Origin of the sequence: Pseudomonas sp. HMSC063H08 (assembly GCF_001813645.1) — a bacterium.
Lineage (GTDB): Bacteria > Pseudomonadota > Gammaproteobacteria > Pseudomonadales > Pseudomonadaceae > Pseudomonas > Pseudomonas aeruginosa.
In genome coordinates this window covers 129,072-149,045 of the sequence record NZ_KV813626.1, presented here as the reverse complement: position 1 = coordinate 149,045, position 19,974 = coordinate 129,072, and the positions used below count along the sequence as shown (strand labels likewise).

General features: G+C 68.1%; 19 protein-coding genes. 4 read left to right on the top strand and 15 right to left on the bottom strand.

Annotated elements, in window-relative coordinates:
- The first annotated feature begins 29 nt into the window (after positions 1-29).
- Positions 30-1,295, top strand: coding sequence for an OprD family porin (locus HMPREF2924_RS32640; protein WP_003133066.1), 1,266 nt, complete (start codon positions 30-32; stop codon positions 1,293-1,295).
- Positions 1,296-1,320: 25 nt separating this feature from the next.
- On the opposite strand, the gene HMPREF2924_RS32635 is transcribed toward HMPREF2924_RS32640, so the two are convergent.
- The 4 genes from HMPREF2924_RS32635 to HMPREF2924_RS32620 form a co-directional block, all read right to left on the bottom strand.
- Positions 1,321-2,199 carry a DMT family transporter gene (locus tag HMPREF2924_RS32635; RefSeq protein WP_003121656.1) on the bottom strand — a complete coding sequence of 293 codons (879 nt, stop codon included), beginning with the start codon at positions 2,197-2,199 and terminating at the stop codon, positions 1,321-1,323.
- Positions 2,200-2,348: 149 nt separating this feature from the next.
- Positions 2,349-3,164 carry a sugar phosphate isomerase/epimerase family protein gene (locus tag HMPREF2924_RS32630; protein WP_003133072.1) on the bottom strand — a complete coding sequence of 272 codons (816 nt, stop codon included), beginning with the start codon at positions 3,162-3,164 and terminating at the stop codon, positions 2,349-2,351.
- Between the two features lie 22 nt (positions 3,165-3,186).
- Positions 3,187-4,230 carry a Gfo/Idh/MocA family protein gene (locus tag HMPREF2924_RS32625; RefSeq protein WP_003133073.1) on the bottom strand — a complete coding sequence of 348 codons (1,044 nt, stop codon included), beginning with the start codon at positions 4,228-4,230 and terminating at the stop codon, positions 3,187-3,189.
- A 243-nt stretch (positions 4,231-4,473) separates the two neighbouring features.
- Positions 4,474-5,253, bottom strand: a complete 780-nt coding sequence (locus HMPREF2924_RS32620) for an IclR family transcriptional regulator (RefSeq protein WP_003101874.1) — start codon at positions 5,251-5,253, stop codon at positions 4,474-4,476.
- 305 nt (positions 5,254-5,558) lie between these two features.
- Between HMPREF2924_RS32620 and HMPREF2924_RS32615 the strand changes: the two genes are divergently transcribed.
- Positions 5,559-6,905 (top strand): 4-hydroxybenzoate transporter PcaK, encoded by a 1,347-nt coding sequence (locus HMPREF2924_RS32615; RefSeq protein WP_003101875.1) that lies wholly within the window; start codon positions 5,559-5,561, stop codon positions 6,903-6,905.
- Positions 6,906-7,246: 341 nt separating this feature from the next.
- On the opposite strand, the gene HMPREF2924_RS32610 is transcribed toward HMPREF2924_RS32615, so the two are convergent.
- From HMPREF2924_RS32610 to HMPREF2924_RS32565, 10 genes are all read right to left on the bottom strand, one after another.
- The gene (locus HMPREF2924_RS32610; protein ID WP_003137110.1) at positions 7,247-8,080 is read right to left on the bottom strand and encodes a hypothetical protein; all 834 of its coding nucleotides are present in this window, start codon (positions 8,078-8,080) and stop codon (positions 7,247-7,249) included.
- A 190-nt stretch (positions 8,081-8,270) separates the two neighbouring features.
- Entirely contained in the window at positions 8,271-9,212 is a 942-nt protein-coding gene (locus HMPREF2924_RS32605; protein ID WP_003084073.1) for a LysR family transcriptional regulator, read from the bottom strand.
- Between the two features lie 127 nt (positions 9,213-9,339).
- A complete protein-coding gene (gene pcaC, locus HMPREF2924_RS32600) occupies positions 9,340-9,741 on the bottom strand; it encodes a 4-carboxymuconolactone decarboxylase (protein ID WP_003084072.1) in 402 nt (133 codons plus the stop codon).
- A gap of 10 nt (positions 9,742-9,751) precedes the next feature.
- On the bottom strand, positions 9,752-10,543 hold the full coding sequence (pcaD, locus tag HMPREF2924_RS32595) for a 3-oxoadipate enol-lactonase (protein ID WP_003133084.1): 792 nt from the start codon (positions 10,541-10,543) through the stop codon (positions 9,752-9,754).
- A gap of 14 nt (positions 10,544-10,557) precedes the next feature.
- Positions 10,558-11,937, bottom strand: a complete 1,380-nt coding sequence (locus HMPREF2924_RS32590) for a 3-carboxy-cis,cis-muconate cycloisomerase (protein WP_003133086.1) — start codon at positions 11,935-11,937, stop codon at positions 10,558-10,560.
- A 22-nt stretch (positions 11,938-11,959) separates the two neighbouring features.
- Entirely contained in the window at positions 11,960-13,258 is a 1,299-nt protein-coding gene (locus tag HMPREF2924_RS32585) for an MFS family transporter (protein WP_003133088.1), read from the bottom strand.
- Positions 13,259-13,407: 149 nt separating this feature from the next.
- Positions 13,408-14,613 (bottom strand): 3-oxoadipyl-CoA thiolase, encoded by a 1,206-nt coding sequence (pcaF, locus tag HMPREF2924_RS32580; protein WP_003110233.1) that lies wholly within the window; start codon positions 14,611-14,613, stop codon positions 13,408-13,410.
- Positions 14,610-15,392: a CoA-transferase subunit beta gene (locus HMPREF2924_RS32575; protein WP_003133090.1), complete on the bottom strand. Its 783-nt coding sequence runs from the start codon at positions 15,390-15,392 to the stop codon at positions 14,610-14,612. Before HMPREF2924_RS32575 ends, pcaF begins: the two co-directional genes overlap by 4 nt.
- The gene (locus HMPREF2924_RS32570; RefSeq protein ID WP_003118609.1) at positions 15,389-16,240 is read right to left on the bottom strand and encodes a CoA transferase subunit A; all 852 of its coding nucleotides are present in this window, start codon (positions 16,238-16,240) and stop codon (positions 15,389-15,391) included. Before HMPREF2924_RS32570 ends, HMPREF2924_RS32575 begins: the two co-directional genes overlap by 4 nt.
- A 150-nt stretch (positions 16,241-16,390) precedes the next feature.
- Positions 16,391-16,930 carry a helix-turn-helix domain-containing protein gene (locus HMPREF2924_RS32565; RefSeq protein ID WP_003133092.1) on the bottom strand — a complete coding sequence of 180 codons (540 nt, stop codon included), beginning with the start codon at positions 16,928-16,930 and terminating at the stop codon, positions 16,391-16,393.
- Between the two features lie 154 nt (positions 16,931-17,084).
- Between HMPREF2924_RS32565 and HMPREF2924_RS32560 the strand changes: the two genes are divergently transcribed.
- Both HMPREF2924_RS32560 and HMPREF2924_RS32555 read left to right on the top strand, forming a co-directional pair.
- Complete coding sequence (locus HMPREF2924_RS32560) at positions 17,085-17,867, top strand: aldolase (RefSeq protein WP_003084054.1); 783 nt, start codon at positions 17,085-17,087, stop codon at positions 17,865-17,867.
- A gap of 59 nt (positions 17,868-17,926) precedes the next feature.
- Positions 17,927-18,808: a dihydrodipicolinate synthase family protein gene (locus HMPREF2924_RS32555; RefSeq protein WP_003110235.1), complete on the top strand. Its 882-nt coding sequence runs from the start codon at positions 17,927-17,929 to the stop codon at positions 18,806-18,808.
- A gap of 77 nt (positions 18,809-18,885) precedes the next feature.
- Here HMPREF2924_RS32555 and HMPREF2924_RS32550 read toward each other — a convergent pair whose 3' ends face one another.
- Positions 18,886-19,944 (bottom strand): ABC transporter substrate-binding protein, encoded by a 1,059-nt coding sequence (locus HMPREF2924_RS32550; RefSeq protein ID WP_003133095.1) that lies wholly within the window; start codon positions 19,942-19,944, stop codon positions 18,886-18,888.
- Positions 19,945-19,974 lie beyond the last annotated feature (30 nt).

The following is a 19,974-nucleotide window of genomic DNA, read 5'->3' as shown; positions in this document are numbered from 1 at the left end:
CTAGAGAACAAGAACGAAGGGACACTCCCATGTCGCACCCGAGCCACGTCCGCGCGCTCTGCGCTTCCCTCTGCCTGGGCGCCGGCCTGCCAGTCCATGCCGGGCACGTCCATGCCGGGCAAGGTTTCCTCGAAGATGCCAAGGCCAGCCTCACCGCGCGCAATTTCCACCTGCACCGCAACTTCGTCGGCGATGCCAGCCAGGGCAAGGCCGAGGAGTGGACGCAGAGCTTCATCCTCGACGCCCGCTCCGGCTTCACCCAGGGCAGCGTCGGCTTCGGCCTCGATGTCCTCGGTCTCTACAGCCTGAAGCTGGATGGCGGCAAGGGAACGGCCGGCACCCAACTGCTGCCAACCCACGACGACGGCCGCCCGGCCGACGACTTCGGACGCCTGGCGGTGGCCGGCAAGCTGCGCGTGTCGAACAGCGAACTGAAGATCGGCGAATGGATGCCGGTGCTGCCGATCCTCCGCTCCGACGATGGCCGCTCGCTGCCGCAGACCTTCCGCGGCGGCCAGCTCAGCGCCAACGAGATCGCCGGCCTGACCCTCTACGCCGGCCAGTTCCGCGGCAACAGCCCGCGCAACGACGCAAGCATGCAGGACATGTCGCTGTTCGGCCGGCCAACCGCCACTTCCGACCGCTTCGATTTCGCCGGCGGCGAATATCGCTTCAATGGCGAACGCAGCCTGCTCGGCCTGTGGAACGCCGAGCTGAAGGACATCTACCGCCAACAGTACCTGCAACTGCAACACAGCCAGCCGCTCGGCGATTGGCTGCTGGGCGCCAACCTCGGCGGCTTCCGTGGCCGCGACGCTGGCAGCGCGCGCGCCGGCAAGCTCGATAACCGCACCGTTTCCGCGCTGTTCTCCGCGCGCTACGGGCTGCATACCCTCTATCTCGGCCTGCAGAAGGTCAGTGGCGACGATGGCTGGATGCGGGTCAACGGCACCAGCGGCGGAACCCTGGCCAACGACAGCTACAACGCCAGCTACGACAATCCCGGCGAGCGCTCCTGGCAACTGCGCTACGACTTCGACTTCGTTGGCCTCGGCCTACCCGGCCTGACCTTCATGACCCGCTACCTGCATGGCGACCATGTGCGCCTGGCCGGAGTCACCGACGACGGCAGCGAATGGGGACGCGAGAGCGAGCTGGGCTACACGCTGCAGAGCGGCGCCTTCAAGCGTCTCAACGTCCGCTGGCGCAACTCCAGCCAGCGCCGCGACTGGGGCAGCAATACCCGCTTCGACGAGAACCGGCTGATCGTCAGCTATCCGCTGAGCCTGTTGTGAAGCCTACGCGCCGACCCCGTTGCGTTCAGCGGCCACGGCGCCAGGCGACCACCAGGCCGCTGGCGCAGATGACGAGGATGCCGAGCAGCGCCCAGGCGTCCGGCACGTGGCCGAACACCAGCAGGCCGAGCAGGCCGGCGAAGATGATCTGGCCATAGCTGAACGGCGCCAGGGTCGCCGGCGGCGCATGGCGGAAGGCCTGGGTCAGCAGCAGGTGGCCGCCCATGCCGCAACCGCCCAGGGCGATCATCATCAGGCCGTGGAGAAGACTTGGGGTCTGCCAGAAGAACGGCACCAGCAGGCTCATGATGAGCGTGTTGAAGATGCCGGCGAGGAAGTTGCTGGTGGTCGGGCTGTCGCTGTTGGCGAGCATCCGCGTGAGCAGCTGGTAGAGCCCGAAGCACAGCGCCGAGCCGAGCGGGAACAACGCCGCCGGGGTGAACAGCGCGCCACCGGGACGCACGATGAAGAGCACGCCGATGAAGCCGGTGAGCACCGCCAGCCATTGACCGAGGCTGACCTTCTCCTTCAGCAACGGCACGGATAACGCGGTCACCAGCAGCGGCGCCAGGAAGTTCACCGCGGTCGCCTCGGCCAAGGGCAGGTAGCGCAGGCCGGTGGTGAAGAACAGGCTGGTGCCGATCAGGCACAGCGCCCGCGCCAACTGCATGAGCGGACGGCGGGTGCGGATCACCGCGAGGCCGTTGCGCGGCACGAACACGGCGACCATCAGCAGGGTGTGCACCAGGTAGCGGGCCCAGACCACCATGACGATCGGGTAGAAACCGGAAAGGAACTTGGACAACCCGTCGTGGCTGGCGAACAGGAACACCGCGGCACAGATCAGCAGGATGCCGCGCAGGGTCTGGTCGCTGGCGGGCAGCGGAGAGGTGGATGCGTTCATCGGAGGGTCCGGGCACCAGGGCAAATCGATAGCAGGCTATTTATTCTGACGGTACCCGCCATCGAGGAAAGAAACGATCGGCTTCAACGTTTGGAAACTATAGAACCCCGTTCCATTATGCAAACGGGCAACCTGCCTGCGCGGTGGCGCTACAGGCGGGCGAGCAGCGCCCGGGTCCGCTCGATCGCCAGCCGCGCCCGCGCCGTGCCATCCACGCCGCGCGCGAGCAAATCCAGCGCGGGCACCTCCAGGCTCAGCGGCAGGTTCTCCGGCAGGGCGCGCAGCAGCGCCAGCAGATCGAGCCCGCCATCGCCAGGGAAACGCCGTTCCTCGCGGGCCTGGCGAAGGATTTCGTCCATCGACGTCGGACGCGGCCCGACGACATCGCAGAGTTGCGCGTAGCCCAGGCGCGCAGGCGGGATCGCCCGCAGGTCTTCCAGGCTGCTGGCCGAGCGGTCGAAATGGAAGGCGTCCAGCAACAGGCCGGCGTTGTCCCGCGCCGCCGCCTCGACCACCCGCGCGGCCTGCCGCAGGTCGCGGATCCCGGTCCAGGGCATGAACTCCAGGTGCGGGTCGAGGCCGAGCGGCCGCGCCAGGTCGCACAACGCGGCGAAATTGTCCGCGCTGCGCCGCTCGTCGTCATCGTTGCCGGCCACCAGCACATAGCGCGCGCCGAACTCGGCGCCGACCTCCAGCACCGCGGCGAACTCGCCGACGCGGGTGTCCGGACGCAGGCGCAGGATCTCCACGTCCAGCGTGCGCACTCCGCTGTCGCGCAGCCGCGCCAGGGTCCGCCGGCGCAGGCCGGCATCGGCCAGCAGCGGATAGTGGTGCTCTTCCACGGTGGCCGGCACCAGGCGCAGGCCGACATGACTGTAGCCGGCGCGGGCGGCAGCCTCGACCATGTCCGGGGGCGACAGCTCGAGCACGGTGAGCGCCGCCAGGGAAAGAATCCTCGATTCCATGCACTACCTCATCGTCAGCGGTTCAGAAACTGGCCGGCGCGCAGGCCCGGCCACTGCGCGCGGCCTCGCGAACCGCCTCGACCAGCGCCAGGGTGCGAGCGGCGTCGGTGGCATCCATCAATGGCGCTTCCTCGCCCCGCGCGACCCGGACGAAGTGCTCTAGCTGGCGTTGCAGGGGGTCGCCTGCCGCCACGGCCTCCACGCTGACCGCCAGCGGGTCGTGCCAGCCCTGCCGGGCCTCGGCGTAGCGCCAGCGGCGGAGCTGGGGCAGGCTCAGGGCACCCTCGGTGCCGGCCAGCAGGTAGCAGGGTTGCTCGGCCTGGCGCGGATAGACCGGGTTCTCCCCGGCGGCCAGCTCCCAGCTCCAGGGCGCCGCCGCAGCGTCGCAACCGGTCAGGCTGCCCAGGGCGCCATTGGCGAAGCGCAGGAGCAGCGCGATGTTGTCTTCGTTGGGCAGGCCACGGATAGCGTTGCCGGCCAACGCATGCACCTCCCGTACTTCCCCGCACAGGTGGCGGAGCAGGTCGAGGTCATGGATCAGGTTGGTCAGCAACATTCCCGCGCCGGGCTCGCGGCGCCAGGCCACCTCGAAATAACTGTCGGGCTTCTTCAACTGCCAGAGCGCGGTGACCGACAGCAACCGACCGAGCGCGCCCTCGGCGATCAATTGGCGCGCCCGCACGACCAGCGGATTGTGCCGACGATGGTGACCGACCAGCAGCGGAACGCCAGATCGCCGGGCGACGGCCACCAACTCGCTCACTTCGTCGAGCTGCACGCCGACCGGTTTTTCCAGCAGCAGCGGCACCCCGGCGGCGAGGCAGTCGAGGGCGGTGGCGACATGCAGGTTGTTCGGATTGGCGACGATCGCCGCTTGCGGCCGGGCTTCTTCCAGCAACCTCCGATGATCGCCGAACCAGGGCACGCCGGCGTCCGCGGCGAACGCCTGGCCCTGAGGATCGGCCACCGCACACAGGCGCGCGCCGGCGATTCGCTGCAAGCGATGGTAATGCTGGCGGCCCATGTTGCCGGCGCCGATGAGGGCGATGCGAAGCGGTGCGTCCAAGGCGGTCCCCAATCGTTGTTTTCTTGTTCGTCTCAGGATTCCAGAACGTCGTTCCAGATTTAACGAAGGAGATTATTTGAACGAGGAGTTGGCCCCGCGCAAGAGCGCTTCGAGACGGCAGCGCCGCCAGGACCTCCATGGAAGTGCGGAAAGGCCCGCTGCATGCGGGCTCCGTGGCAGGCAAGAAAGCGTTCGCTATTCGAACGCCGATGTCGGGAAAGGACTGGGGCCGGGCCGGATGGCTCAGCGGAACAGCTCGGACGCCTGGCTGGCGTGGGAGAGGTCCTGCGCCGCGGCCAGGAGCAGGGGCGCCAGTTCGTGCATGCGCGCCTCGCCGAAGCGTGCGCTCGGCCCGGCCACGCTGAGCACGCCGAGAGCCCGTCCGTCCTCGGGGTGGCGCACCAGTGCGGCCATCGCCGCCATGCCCGGCGCCGAGCATTCGATCTGCCAGGCATAGCCGTGCTCGCGGGCGCGCTTCAGGTAACGCAGCAGCTCGCTCCTGGAGCGCGGCGCGTTGGGACCGAAGTCCCGCGCCGCCCCTACGCCCTGGCGCTCCACCAGCGCCAGCGCCGCCTTGTCGCTCAGGCTGGCCAGCCAGGCGTGCCCGGACGCGGTGTAGAACAGCGGCGCCTCGCGCCCCATGTCGGGGTCGTAGCGTAGCCCGGAGGTGGCGCCCTGGGACTTGGCGATCCAGGTCTGGCGATCGCCTTCGATCACCCCCAGGCGCACCAGTTCGCCGGTCTCCCGGGCGAGCCCGTCGAGCACCGGCTGGACCAGATCGACCACCCCGCTGGACGCGAGGAAGCGGAAGCCCAGCGCGGCCAGGCGGGTGCTGAGGCGGTAGCGGCTGGTGTCGTCGTCCTGGCGCACGTAGCCGAGCCGGATCAGCTCGGCGAGCATGCGGTGCGCGGCGCTCTTGGGGATATCCAGGCGGTCCGCCAGTTGTTGCAGGGGCAGGCCGCGGGCATCGCTGGCGAGGAGTTCGAGCAAGCCGAGGGCGCGTTCGATGAGGCTACCGGCCATGGAAGGACGTTCCTGAGTCGAGGGAAGGCAGGATTCTAGAATCTGGTTCCGGATTTTCACAGCCTGGCGAAGGTCGAGATTTCACAGGGTTCCGTTCGATCAGCGAACCGATAAACGATTATCGGATTGCCACTCCCCATGGCCCTCCGTAATGTGTCTGCACCCCGGCAGGCCGAGCGCCTCCGCTACAAAAACAACAGGGGAATCCCGACATGCCGCAGCACGCCTTGCCTTCCGCCGCCTGCACCTGAGCCACGCGTCCGACCCTCGTCCCACGCCCTCACTCTCGCCGCGGAATCCGTCCCATGAACAGCCCCAGCCTGCCCGCCGTCGAACGACTCGACGTGCAAGCCTTCATCAATGCCCAGCCGCTTTCGCCGTACCAATGGCGGATCGTCCTGCTGTGCTTCCTGATCGTCTTCCTCGATGGCCTCGACACCGCCGCGATGGGTTTCATCGCGCCGGCGCTGACCCAGGACTGGGGCATCGACCGCGCCAGCCTCGGTCCGGTAATGAGCGCCGCGCTGATCGGCATGGTCTTCGGCGCCCTCGGTTCCGGACCGCTGGCCGACCGCTACGGACGCAAGCTGGTATTGGTCGCGGCGGTCTTCCTCTTCGGCCTGTTCAGCCTGGCCTCGGCCTACAGCACCAACGTCGAGCAACTGCTGGCGCTGCGCTTCCTCACCGGCCTCGGCCTCGGCGCGGCGATGCCCAACGCCACCACCCTGCTTTCCGAATACACCCCCGAGCGCCTCAAGTCGCTGCTGGTGACCAGCATGTTCTGCGGCTTCAACCTGGGCATGGCCTGCGGCGGATTCGTCTCGGCGAAGCTGATCCCGCTGTTCGGCTGGCACAGCCTGCTGCTGCTCGGCGGCCTGCTGCCGCTGGTCCTGGCGGTAGTCCTGCTGTTCCGCCTGCCGGAATCGGCGCGCTACCTGGTGGTCCGCAACCGCGGCAGCGAGCGGGTACGCCAGGTGCTGGCCCCCATCGCCCCGGCGCAGGTGGCGCTGGCACGGAGTTTCCACGTCCCCGAGCAGCAGACGGTGCAGGCCCGCAACGTGTTCGCGGTGATCTTTTCCGGTACCTACAGCGCCGGCACCCTGCTGCTCTGGCTGACCTACTTCATGGGCCTGGTGATCGTCTACCTGCTCACCAGCTGGCTGCCGACCCTGATGCGCGATAGCGGGGCGAGCCTGGAGCAGGCGGCGTTCATCGGCGCGCTGTTCCAGTTCGGCGGGGTGCTCAGCGCCGTAGCGGTGGGCTGGGCGATGGATCGCTTCAACCCGCACAAGGTGATCGGCCTGTTCTACCTGCTGGCGGGGGTGTTCGCCTGGTGCGTCGGCCAGAGCCTCGGCCAGGTCACCCTGCTGGCGACCCTGGTGCTGCTGGCCGGCATGTGCATCAACGGCGCGCAGTCGGCGATGCCGTCGCTGGCGGCGCGCTTCTATCCGACCCAGGGGCGGGCCACGGGGGTCTCCTGGATGCTCGGTATCGGCCGCTTCGGCGCCATCCTCGGCGCCTGGATCGGCGCCACCCTGCTGGGCCTGGGCTGGAACTTCGAACAGGTGCTGACCGCCCTGGTGCTGCCGGCTGCACTGGCCACCGCCGCGGTGCTGCTGAAGGGGTTGGTCAGTCACGCGGATGCGGGGTGAAACTGCCCCATCGCGTAGGACGCATAACCGCTTGCGGTTATCCGCCGCCGGGCGTCGGTGTATCGGCGGATAACGCCGATGGCGTTATTCGCCCCACCCCAGGGGTCGGCATCGCGTAGGACGCATAACCGCTCGCGGTTATCCGCCGTCCGGTGTCGGTGTATCGGCGGATAACGCCGGTGGCGTTATTCGCCCCACCCCAGGGCTGCGACATCGCGTAGGGCGCATAACCGCTTGCGGTTATCCGCCGCCGGGCGTCGGTGTATCGGCGGATAACGCCGGTGGCGTTATCCGCCCCACCCCAGGGTTGGCGGCATTGCGTAGGGCGGCGGCGCATCGCCTCAGAAGGTGAATTCCATGTTCAACGTCGGCGTCGAGGTTCGGCTGCCGGTGCCGCCGTCGACGCCGAACTTGTTGTGCCAATACTCGTAGCCGACGCCGAGCCACAGGTTCGGCTGGCGCTTGTCGCCTGGCAGGGCGGCGACCATCAGGGCGGTGCGGACCAGGGTTTCCGCCGCGGTGTCCTTGTCGTTGTAGTCCTCGCCCTTCTCTCCCACGTAGTTGACGAAGCCCTGGAACTTCGCCGCACGGTTGCCGACCTTGAACGGCCGCATCCAGGTCAGGTTGAGCATGTAGGTGGTGTCGAAGGTGTGGTCGGGATGGCGCGCGCCGGGCACGCCGAAGTGGTTCTTCTCGCGGTAGTAGAGCAGGCTCAGGTCGAGCACGCCGGGACCGTTGAACTTGAGGGTCGGGCCGAACACCAGGGCGCGCTTCTTGGCCGAAGCCAGGTTGTTGTTGCGGCTGGCGTCGAAGCCCAGGGTGAAGGCGTAGTCCTTGACCAGGCCGGTGCCCAGCGGCCGGTCGAACACCCGCGAAGCGTAGAGCTGGTGGCGGTAGACCGCATAGACCTCGCTGCCACCGTGGTCGGTGCCCTTGCGCGGGTCGCGGCTGTCGGAAAGGAACACATCGAGATTGAAGAAATTGCTGCCGTAGCGATAGCCGTCGGCGTGGGTGAAGCTGTAGATGCGCTTGGCGAACTTGTCCGGGTTGTTCGGGTTGGTGAATTGCTGGCCGTAGCGGAAACCGACGCTGTTGCTCATCCATTCCAGCGCCATGCTCTCCCCGGCGCCGACGAGCGCGATCAGGGCGGCGGCGCCCTGCATCATCTTCTTCATGCTGTGTGTCCTGCTGGTTGCTTGTTGTTCTTGTGGCGACTCAGCCCCCGGTTTCGCGCCGGGGTCGCGGGGCAGTATCGGCACTTCGCCGCGCTGACCAAAGAACAGAATATCGAACATACCGATGCCGAAACGGCATCAGCGAACGAGCAAGCTCGGGCAAGCCGTCTGGCATCGGCGCGAGCGCCGCTCAGGCCTCGTTCAGGCGCGCTTCCTCGCGCTCGCGCAGGCGCACTTCCTCGGCGATCTGCCGGGCCAGGGCGTCCACCGCCACCGGCAGGTAGCGGCCGGTGCGCACGTAGAGGCCGAGGTCGCTGTGGATGCCGCCATTGTCTTTCAGCGGCAGGAAGCGCAGCTCGCCCTGGGCGATGTCGGCCTCGATCCCCAGGCGGGTCTGGAAGGCGACGCCGAGCCCGCGCCGCGCCAGTTGTCGCGACAGCTCCAGGGAGCTGCTCTCCAGCACCGCCCGGCGCGGTTCGCGCAAACGGCGCTGGAGCGGCGCCAGCAGGTGATGGATGGACAGCTCGCTCTTGGCCATGATCAGGCCATGTTCGACGCAATCGGCGAAGGCGATGGCCTGGTGTCGCGCCAACGGGTGCTGCGGGGAGACGATGGCACCGAGGCGGAAATGGCCGACGCTGACCTGTTGCAGGTCGGCGCTGCGCGGCAGGGCGAAGGCCAGGCCGAGGTCGACCGCGCCGCTGCTCACCGCCTCGGGTATCGCCTGGGAACCGAGCAGGGTGACGCCGACGGTGATGTCCGGGTAGCGTTCGCGCATCGCCTTGAGCACGCAGGGCAGCAGGTCGCTGGTCACCGCCTCGATGGTGGCGATCTCCACATGGCCGGTGCGCAGGCCTTGCAGCGCGTCCAGTTCGGAACGCACGCGCTCCATGTCCTGCAGGACCACGGTGACGTGGCGCGCGAAGATCTCCCCGGCTCCGGTCAGGCGCAGGCCGCCGGGCAGGCGGTCGAACAGCGGCGCGCCGATCTCGTCCTCCAGCTTGAGGATCTGCCGGTTCACCGCCGACGAGGCGACGTTCAGGCGTCGCGCGGCTTCGCGGATCGAATGGCAGCGGCGCACCATGTCGAAGTAGTGGATCGCGGGCGCGTGGATATGCAGCTTGCGGCTCATGGCGGACCGAAGGGATGACGGAGCTGTCGACCTTCCGGGAAACGCCGGCGAATGGCAAGGGGAAGCGCCGCCTCGGCGGATAACGCCTGCGACGCCATTCGCCCTACCGATAGCCCCGCCCGGCGGCCTACCGGGACGCCTGCTGCGACTCCACGCCAAGCTCGTCCCACACCGATTCGGCCAGGTGGAAGGTCGCGTTGGCCGCGGGAATGCCGCAGTAGATGGCGCTCTGCATGATCACTTCCTTGATCTCGTCGCGGCTCACCCCGTTGTTCTTCGCCGCGCGCAGATGCAGCTTGAGTTCCTCGTTGCGGTTCATGCCGATCAGCATGGCGATGGTGACCAGGCTGCGGGTGTGTCGCGGCAGCCCCGGACGGGTCCAGATGTCGCCCCAGGCGTGGCGGGTGATCATCTCCTGGAACTCTTCGTTGAACGGCGTCAGGTTGGCCAGGCTGCGCTCGACGTGGGCGTCGCCGAGCACCGCGCGGCGCACTTGCATGCCGGCTTCGTAGCGTTGTTTCTCGTCCATCGGCGGTTCCTCAGGCGGACAGCAGGAAATCGACCAGGCGGCAGCTGAAGGCGTCGCCCGCTTCGACGTTGGACAGGTGCGCGGCGACGAACTCGACCAACTGCGCGTCGGCGATGCGCGCCTGCATGAAGCGGGCGTTGTCCGGAGTGGTCACGGCATCGTGGCTGCCGGCGACGATCAGCGTCGGCGCCTGGACCAGCCCGAGCTGCTCGCGGAAATCGGCGTCGCGTACCGCAGCGCAGTTGGCCGCGTAGCCCTGCGGCGAGGTGGCCGCGAGCATCGCGACGATGCGCTCGACCTGCGCCGGTTCGCGCTCGGCGAAGCCCGCGGTGAACCAGCGCGCCACCGAGGCGTCGCGCAGGTCGCGCATGGCCTGCTCACCGCCTTTCAGGACGGTATCAATGCGGGTGTTCCAGACCTCGTCGCTGGCAATCTTCGCCGCGGTGTTGCACAGCACCAGCCGGCCGAGCCGCTCGCCGGCGTGGATGCCCAGCCACTGGCCGATCAGGCCGCCCATGGACAGCCCGCAGAAATGCACGCGCGGCAGCTCGAGGGCATCGAGCAGGGCAAGCACGTCGGCGCCGAGCTGGCCGATGGCGTACGGTCCGGGGGTGACCAGCGAGGCGCCGTGGCCGCGGGTGTCGTAGCGCAGCACGCGGAAGTGGGCGGTGAGTGCGGGGATCTGCGTGTCCCACATGCCCAGGTCGGTGCCCAGCGAGTTTGACAACAGCAGGACCGGCGCGCCGGCCGGTCCTTCCAGGGAGTAGTTCAGGTCGCCGTCGGCGAGGCGTACGGTTGGCACGAAGGGATCTCCAGTCAGGCGGGATGGGGTTCGAAGCCCAGGGCATGGTGTTCGGCGAGCGCGCGCTCGACCCAGGCGCGGGCCTGGCCGAGGTAATGGGCGGGATCGAGCAGGCGGTCCAGTTCGTCGCCGGACAGCTCGGCGCTCACCCGCGCCTCTTCGCCGAGCACCGCGCGCAACTCGCGGCGCTGCTCGACGGCGCGGCGGCAGCATTGCTCCACCAGGTGGTGCGCGGCTTCGCGGCCGATACGGCGGGCCAGGGCGATGCTCACCGCCTCGGCGAGCACCAGGCCGTGGGTCAGGCCAAGGTTGCGGCGCATCCGCTGGGCGTCCACCTCCAGGCCTTCGAGCAGGCCGATCGCCTGTTGCAGCGCGCCGGAAACCAGGCAACAGAGTTCCGGCAGGGTTTCCCACTCGGCGTGCCAGAGACCGAGACTGCGCTCGTGTTCCTGCGGCATCGCCGCGAACAGGGTCGAGACCAGCCCCGGCGCACGGGTGGCGGCGGCGATCAGCACCGCGCTGCTCACCGGGTTGCGCTTGTGCGGCATGGTCGAGGAACCGCCGCGCCCGGCGCCGGCCGGCTCGAAGACCTCGCCGGCCTCGGTCTGCATCAGCAGGCTGACATCGCGACCGAACTTGCCGAGGCTACCGGCCACCAGGCCGAGCACGCTGGCGAACTCCACCAGGCGGTCACGCTGGGTGTGCCAGGGTTGTTCGGGCAAAGCCAGGCCCAGCTCCTCGGCCAGCGCCGCGGCCACCGGCAGGGCCTGTTCGCCGAGCGCGGCGAGCGTCCCCGAGGCGCCGCCGAATTGCAGCACCAGCAGGCGCGGGCGCAACTCGCGCAGGCGCTGGCGGTGCCGGGTCAAGGCGCCGAGCAGGCCGGCGAGCTTCATGCCCAGGGTCACCGGGGTGGCGTGCTGCAACCAGGTGCGCCCGGCCAGCGGCGTGTCGGCATGCCGTTCGGCCTGGTCCGCCAGGACCTCGGCAAGACGTTGCAGATCCTGCTCGAGCAAGGCCAGCGCACGGCGCAGTTGCAGCACCAGGCCGCTGTCCATGGTGTCCTGGCTGGTGGCGCCGAGATGCACGTAGCGCTCGGCCTCGGCGTCGCCAGCCGCCACCTGGCGGCCCAGCGCCTTGACCAGCGGGATCGCCGAGTTGCCGGCAGTGGCGACCGCCTCGGCCAGCGCCAGCGGGTCGTACAGTTCGGCGCGGCAGGCCGCCTCGATCGGCGCCACCGCCGTCGCGGGAACCACCCCGGTGCGCGCCTCGGCGCGGGCCAGGGCGGCCTCGAAGTCGAGCATGCCTTGCAGGCGGCCGCGGTCGGAGAACACCGCGCGCATCGGCGCCGCCGTGAAATAGGCATCGAACAACTGGTTGGCGGGTACGTCGCTCATCGGTTTTCCTTTTCCCGGCCCGTCAGGGCTCGTCGTTCAGGTAGCTGACCTTGCGCAGGTCCGGCAGGCTCACGCAGACCAGCAGCGCCAGCAGGCACATGGCTGAAACATACCAGTAGAAGACGTTCTCCATCCCTACCGACTTCAGCCCCAGGGCGACGTACTCGGCCGAGCCGCCGAAGATCGCGTTGCCCACCGCATAGGACACTCCGACGCCGAGGGCGCGCACCTCCGGCGGGAACATCTCGGCCTTGATCAGGCCGCTGATGGAGGTGTACAGGCTGACGATGGCCAGCGCCAGGATGATCAGGAAGAAGGCCATGTAGGGACTGCTCACGGTCTTCAGCGCGAGCAGGATCGGCAAGGTGCAGAGTGTGCCCAGGGTGCCGAACCAGAGCATCGAGGTCTTGCGCCCGATGCGATCGGAAAGCATGCCGAACAGCGGTTGCATCAGCATGTACGCGAACAGGGCGAAGGTCATCACCGCGCTGGCGGTCTTGGCGCTCATCCCGGCGGTGTTGACCAGGTACTTCTGCATGTAGGTGGTGAAGGTGTAGAAGATCAGCGAGCCGCCGGCGGTGAAGCCGAGCACGGTGAAGAAGGCCCGCTTGTGCTTGAACAGCTCGGCGAAGGTGCCAGACTCCTTGCGCTCCAGGGTCGACTTCGAAGCGGTCTCGTTCAGCGAGCGCCGCAGCCAGAGGGCGATCACCGCGGTGATCGCGCCGATCACGAAGGGAATCCGCCAGCCCCAGGCGCGCAGTTCGTCTTCGCTCAGCAACTGCTGCAGGATCACCACCACCAGCACCGCCAGCAACTGTCCGCCGATCAGGGTGACGTACTGGAACGAGGCGAAGAAGCCGCGCTGGCCCTTGAGCGCCACCTCGCTCATGTAGGTCGCGCTGGTGCCGTACTCGCCGCCCACCGACAGGCCCTGGAACATCCGCGCCAGCAACAGCAGCGCCGGCGCCAGGGTGCCGATGCTGGCGTAGGTGGGCATGCAGGCGATCGCCAGGGAGCCGGCGCACATCATCACCACCGAGATCAGCATGGCGGTCTTGCGCCCGTGCTTGTCGGCGATGCGGCCGAACATCCAGCCGCCGATGGGGCGCATGAGGAAGCCGGCGGCGAAGACCCCGGCGGTGTTCAGCAACTGCACCGTGGGGTTGTCGGAGGGGAAGAAGGCCGGTGCGAAGTAGATCGCGCAGAAGGCGTAGACGTAGAAGTCGAACCATTCCACGAGGTTGCCGGAGGAGGCGCCGACGATGGCGAAGATGCGCTTGCGGCGTTCTTCGTTGCTGTACTGGTGAACAGGGGCAGTCATGCTGTTGTTCTCTCGACAGGGTCCGTTTCATCCTGACCGTGCGACGGAGCGTCCTGTTCCGCTGCACACGCGCCGCGCCGCCGCCGAACCATGGGCAGCGCCGCGCGGCGCGCGCTCTTGATACCGGGCGGGCGACCCGGTTGTGCCAGTCAGACCCGCTCGATGGCCAGCGCCAGGCCTTGGCCGACGCCTACGCACATGGTCGCCAGGCCGCGCCGGCCGCCGCTCTTCTCAAGTTGATGGAGCGCGGTGAGGACCAGCCGCGCACCGCTCATCCCCAGCGGGTGGCCGAGGGCGATGGCACCGCCGTTCGGGTTGACCTTCTCACTGTCGTCGGCCACGCCCAGTTCGCGCAGGCAGGCCAGGCCCTGGCTGGCGAAGGCTTCGTTGAGTTCGATCACGTCGAAGGCGTCGATCGCCAGGTCCAGGCGCCGCAGCAGCTTGCGCACCGCCGGCACCGGGCCGATGCCCATGATCCGTGGGGCGACGCCGGCGCTGGCCATGCCCAGCACCCGCGCGCGCGGAGTCAGGCCGTGCTTCTCCACTGCCTCGGCGGAGGCCAGGACCAGCGCGGCGGCGCCGTCGTTGACCCCGGACGCGTTGCCGGCGGTGACGGTCTTCTCCGGCCCGTTGACCGGCTTGAGCCGGGCCAGCGCCTCCAGGGTGGTGTCGGGACGCGGATGCTCGTCGTACTCGACCAGGGTGTCGCCCTTGCGCCCGCGAATCGTCACCGGGACGATTTCCTCGGCGAAGAAACCGGCCGCCTGCGCCCTGCCGGCGCGCTGCTGGCTGCGCAGGGCGAAGGCATCCTGGTCGGCACGCGACACGCGATAGTCGTCGGCGACGTTGTCGGCGGTCTGCGGCATCGGGTCGATGCCGTACTGCTCCTTCATCAGCGGATTGACGAAGCGCCAGCCGATGGTGGTGTCCTCGATCTTCTGGCCGCGCCCGAAGGCGCTATCGGCCTTGCCCATCACGTACGGCGCGCGCGACATCGACTCGACGCCGCCGGCGATGGCCAGCTCCATCTCGCCGCAGGCGATGGCGCGGAACGCCGTGCCGATGGCGTCCATCCCCGAGGCGCAGAGGCGGTTGAGGGTGACGCCGGGCACGCTCTCCGGCAAACCGGCCAGCAGCAGCGCCATGCGCGCCACGTTACGGTTGTCCTCGCCGGCCTGGTTGGCGCAGCCGAGGAACACCTCGTCCAGCGCCGACCAGTCGACCCCCGGGTTGCGCTCGACCAGGGCCTTCAGCGGCACCGCCGCGAGGTCGTCGGCGCGCACCGCGGAAAGACTGCCGCCGAAACGGCCGATCGGCGTGCGCACGGCATCGCAGATGAATACCTCGCGGCTCATTCGTCGCTCCCCTTCTGTCCATGGGCGGCCGCGGTGCGCGCCTCGAGGTCGCGCAGCGCGGCGAGTTCGACCTCGCTCGGCGCGGGCGTCTCGGCGACCCGCTCGGCGAAGCGGATCGCCCAGCCGGTGGCCTCGACCACCTGCTCGCGGGTCACGCCCGGATGCAGCGAAGTGACCACGAACTCGTTGCTGCCGGCTTCCGGCTCCATGATGCACAGGTCGGTGATGATCGCCACCGGCCCCTTGCCCGGCAGGCCCAGGCGCTGGCGCGAGTCGCCACCCTCGCCATGGCCGACCGAGGTGACGAAGGCCAGCTTGTCGACGAAGGTGCGGTGCGACTGCTTGAGGATGATCAGCACTTCCTTGGCGCTGCCGGCGATTTCCGGCGCGCCGCCGGCTCCCGGCAGGCGCACCTTGGGCTGGCGGTAGTCGCCGATCACGGTGGTGTTGATGTTGCCGAAGCGGTCGACCTGGGCCGCGCCGAGGAAGCCGACGTCGATCCGTCCGCCCTGCAGCCAGTAGCGGAAGATCTCGCCGGTGGGGACCACGGTATCGGCGGTCTCGGCCAACTCGCCGTCGCCGATGGACAGTGGCAGGACGCTGGGCTTGGCGCCGATCGGCCCGGACTCGTAGATCAGCACGACGTCCGGCGAGAAAGTCAGGCGCGCCAGGTTGGCGGCCTTCGACGGCAGGCCGATGCCGACGAAGCACACCGCGCCGTTGTGCAGGCGGCGGGCGGCGGCCACGGTCATCATCTCGTTGGTGCTGTAGCTGCTCATCGCTTGCCCTCCGCGAGCTTGGCCTGGAAGGCGCCGAAATCCTCGGTCCCCCGGATGTATTCGTCGATCCACGCGGTAAAGCTTTCGCGGTCGCGGGCGATCGGGTCCCAGTCCTGGTAGAAGCGGTTGTCGCGTTCGTAGTAGCCGTGGGCATAGGACGGATGCGCGCCGCCGGGCACCAGGCACACGGCGCTGAGCGCCCAGCTCGGCAGGACGCAGGCGTTCATCGGGGCGTCCAGTTCGTCGACGATCTCCTCGACGGTGACGATGCAGCGCTTCGCCGCCAGGGCCGCTTCCTTCTGCACGCCGAGGATGCCCCAGAGCAGCACGTTGCCCTTGCGGTCGGCCTTCTGCGCGTGGATCACGCTGACGTCCGGGCGCACCGAGGGCACCGCCGCCAGCACTTCGCCGGTGAACGGGCAGGTGACGCTGCGGATCAGCGGGTTGACCTTCGGCAGGTCGGAGCCGGCGTAGGCGCGCAGCACCGCGAAGGGCAGCCCGGAGGCGCCGGCGACATAGGCGTTGGCGAGGTCGGCGTGGCTGTGTTCCTCGATCTCCAGCGGGTGCGGCCAGCCCTTCTCCACCGCGTCGCGCAGGCGGTGCAGCGAACCGACGCCGGGGTTGCCGCCCCAGGAGAACACCAGCTTCTTCGCGCAGCCTGCACCGATCAGCAGGTCGTAGACCAGGTCGGGAGTCATGCGGATCAGCGTCAGGTCTTTCCTGCCCTGGCGGATCAGCTCGTGGCCGGCGGCCGTCGGGATCAGGTGAGTGAAGCCTTCGAGGGCGACGCTGTCGCCATCGTGGACGAAGCGTCGCACCGCTTCGCGCAGGGAGAGGATTTCAGCCATCGGTCGGGTCTCGTCTTGTTGTGCGCTGCCTGGACGGCACGTGACGAGAACCTTACGCCGGGGTCCGAGGGCTCACAATCCGATAATCGATTAATAGTTCGATAATCGAACAGAGCGTTAGCAAGCATCCGATCGGCCGAAGCCGTCGCCTCATTCGTCGCTGTGGATCACCACCAGCAACTCCGCCTGGGTCTCCCCCAGGGAGCGGATGCGGTGCGGCTTCTGTGCGTTGAAATGCAGGGCGTCGCCGCGCTCGAGGATGATCCGCTGGTTCATGAAGTCGACCTCGACCTGGCCCTCATGGACGAAGATGAACTCTTCGCCGAGGTGCTCCTTGAACGTCGAGTGACTGAAATCGCGCGGCGGGTGGACGATGAACGGCAACAGCGCGCGGGCGCCGATCTGCTGCGCGAGGGAGGCGTAGGCCGGGCCGTCGCCGCCGCTGGACAGCGACTTGCGCTGGTCGCGACGAACGATGCTGTAGCCGTCGACACCGTCGCTTTCCTCGGAGAACAGCTCCTCCACCTGCACGTTCAACGCCTTCGCCAGCTTCAGCGCGGCGGCAATGGACGGCGTGTTCAGCCCGCGCTCGACCTTGGACAGGTAGCTCTTGGTCAGGCCGGTCTTGTCGGCCAGGGTCTCCAGCGTGACCCCGAGTTTTTTTCTCAGCAATTTCAAGCGCATGGACATTGAGGACAGCCTTCTCCCGATGGCGATGAAACTTTTCTCTTGCTAATGACACTTTGTGTCATATAACTTGATCCGTGTCATTTACAGCCGGGTCGTTGCGTGGCGCGCAACTGCCTGGCGTTTCCCCCGACTCGCTCCGTCAAAGGAACCTCGCATGGCTACGACACTGGAATTACCCAAGGATCAACTGATCCAGCACGCGCTGAAGCAGATGAAAAGCAGCCTCGGCGATAATACGTGGACTGACCGGCAAAAGCTGGCCCTGACCTGCCGGATTCTCTTCGAGGCCGGCCACGACTCCGGGCTCGCCGGGCAGATCACCTCGCGCGGCCCGGAGGCGGGGACCTACTACACCCAGCAACTGGGCCTGGGCTTCGACGAGATCAGCGCCGGCAACCTGCTGCTGGTCGACGAAGACCTCAACGTCCTCCACGGGCACGGCATGGCGAATCCGGCCAATCGCTTCCACAGCTGGGTCTATCGCGCCCGCCCGGACGTCAACTGCATCATCCACACCCACCCGCTGCACATCGCCGCGCTGTCGACCCTGGAAGTACCGCTGCAGGTCTCGCACATGGACCTTTGCCCGCTATACGACGACTGCGCCTTCCTCAAGGACTGGCCGGGCGTGCCGGTAGGCAACGAGGAAGGCGAGATCATCTCCGCCGCCCTCGGCGACAAGCGCGCCATCCTGCTCTCCCACCACGGCCTGCTGGCCACCGGTGCGAGCATCGAGGAGGCCTGCGTGATCGCGGTGCTGCTCGAGCGCGCGGCGAAGATGCAGTTGCTGGCGATGGCCGCCGGGGAGATCAAGCCGATCCCGCCGGCCCTGGCGCGCGAGGCCCACGACTGGATCTCCACCCCGAAGCGCCACGGCGCCGCATTCAACTACTACGCCCGGCGCTGCCTGCCGCGCAACAGCGACTGCCTGAGCTGAACGACCTTTCCCACCAGGTCCGTCCTGGCATTTCCCACTCAATGTCACGGGTACATCCAATGTCCGCATCCATCCACGGCATCATCGGCTACACCATCACCCCCTTCGCCGCCGACGGCGGTCTCGACCTGCCGGCCCTCGGCCGCTCCATCGAGCGTCTGATCGACGGCGGCGTGCACGCCATCGCCCCGCTCGGCAGCACCGGCGAAGGCGCCTACCTGAGCGACCCGGAATGGGACGAGGTGGTCGACTTCACCCTGAAGACCGTCGCCCATCGCGTGCCGACCATCGTCAGCGTCTCCGACCTGACCACCGCCAAGACCGTGCGCCGCGCGCAGTTCGCCGAATCCCTCGGCGCCGAGGCGGTGATGGTCCTGCCGATCTCCTACTGGAAGCTCAACGAGGCGGAGGTGTTCCAGCACTACCGCGCGGTGGGCGAAGCCATCGGCGTGCCGGTGATGCTCTACAACAACCCGGGCACCAGCGGCATCGACATGTCGGTGGAACTGATCCTGCGCATCGTCCGCGAAGTGGACAACGTGACCATGGTCAAGGAGAGCACCGGCGACATCCAGCGCATGCACAAGCTGCGCCTGCTCGGCGAAGGCCGGGTGCCCTTCTACAACGGCTGCAACCCGCTGGCGCTGGAGGCCTTCGTGGCCGGCGCGAAAGGCTGGTGCAGCGCCGCGCCGAACCTGATCCCGACGCTCAACGGCCAGCTCTACCAGGCGGTGCTCGACGGCGACCTGGAGAAGGCCCGCACGCTGTTCTACCGGCAGTTGCCGCTGCTCGACTTCATCCTCCGCCGGGGCCTGCCGACCACCATCAAGGCCGGCCTGGGCCTCTCCGGCCTGGAGGTGGGGGCGCCGCGCCTTCCGGTGCAGGCGCTGGATACCGAGGGCTGTCGGTATCTGCAGGGGTTGTTGGAAGAGCTGCGCTGATCACCCCGTCAGCGCTTTGACCCGACGGGCCCGGACGACTTGGGGCCCGTCGTTTTTTTTGCCGACGCGCAGCGCGTTCAGCGCGCCGCCCAGGCATTGAAACGCTGTTCCAGCTCCTCGCCGTGGTCCACCCAGAACTCGGCATCCACCGCCCGCGCGCCTTCGAGGTTGGCCGGCGCGGTCGGCAGCGCCTCCTGCACCGTCTTCGGCAGCAACGCCAGGGTGCCCTTGTGTACCGGCCCGTAGGGGATCTGCTCGGAGAACACCTTCTGCGTCTGCGGCTGGCTGGCGAAGGCGATGAATTTCTCCGCCAGCGCCTTGTTCGGCGTGCCCTTCACCACCGCCCAGTACTCCGGATCGTAGAGACTGCCGGGCCAGACGATGGCCAGTTTCACCCCCTCCTTCTGCGCAGCGGCGATGCGCCCGTTGTAGGCCGCGCTCATCACCACGTCGCCGGCCGCCAGCCATTGCGGCGGCTGGGCGCCGGCCTCCCACCACTGGATGTTCGGCTTGAGCTGGTCGAGCTTGGCGAAGGCGCGGCTGACCCCCTCCGGGGTGGCGAGTACCTTGTAGAGGTCCTCCGCCTTCACCCCGTCGGCCAGCAACGCCACTTCCAGGGTGTACTTGGCGCCCTTGCGCAGGCCACGCTTGCCGGGGAACTCGCGGACGTTCCAGAAATCCGCCCAGGACTGCGGCGCCCTGGCCAGCTTCGTCGAGTCGTAGGCCATCACCATCGACCAGACGTAGGTGGCCACCCCGCACTCGCTGAAAGTGCCGGGGACGAACTGCGCGGGGTCGCCGAAACGCGCCGGGTCGAGGCGTTCGAACAGCCCCTCGTCGCAGCCGCGGAGCAGTTCGGGGCTCTCCACCTCGACCACGTCCCAGCTGACCTTGCCGACGTCGACCATGGCCTTCACCTTGGCCATTTCGCCGTTGTATTCGCCGGCGACCACCTGCCCGCCGCCGCTTCGCTCGAAGGGTTTGAAATAGGCCTGTTCCTGGGCGGCCTTGGTCGCGCCGCCGAAGGAGATCACCGTCAGGCTCTGGCTCTGCGCCTGGGCCGCCGCGGCGAACGCCAGGCCGAACAGGGACAACCGGGAAAACACGTGTGCGTACTGGTGCAAGGACTTGTACATGGAACACTCCCACAGCCGATTGGCATTGTT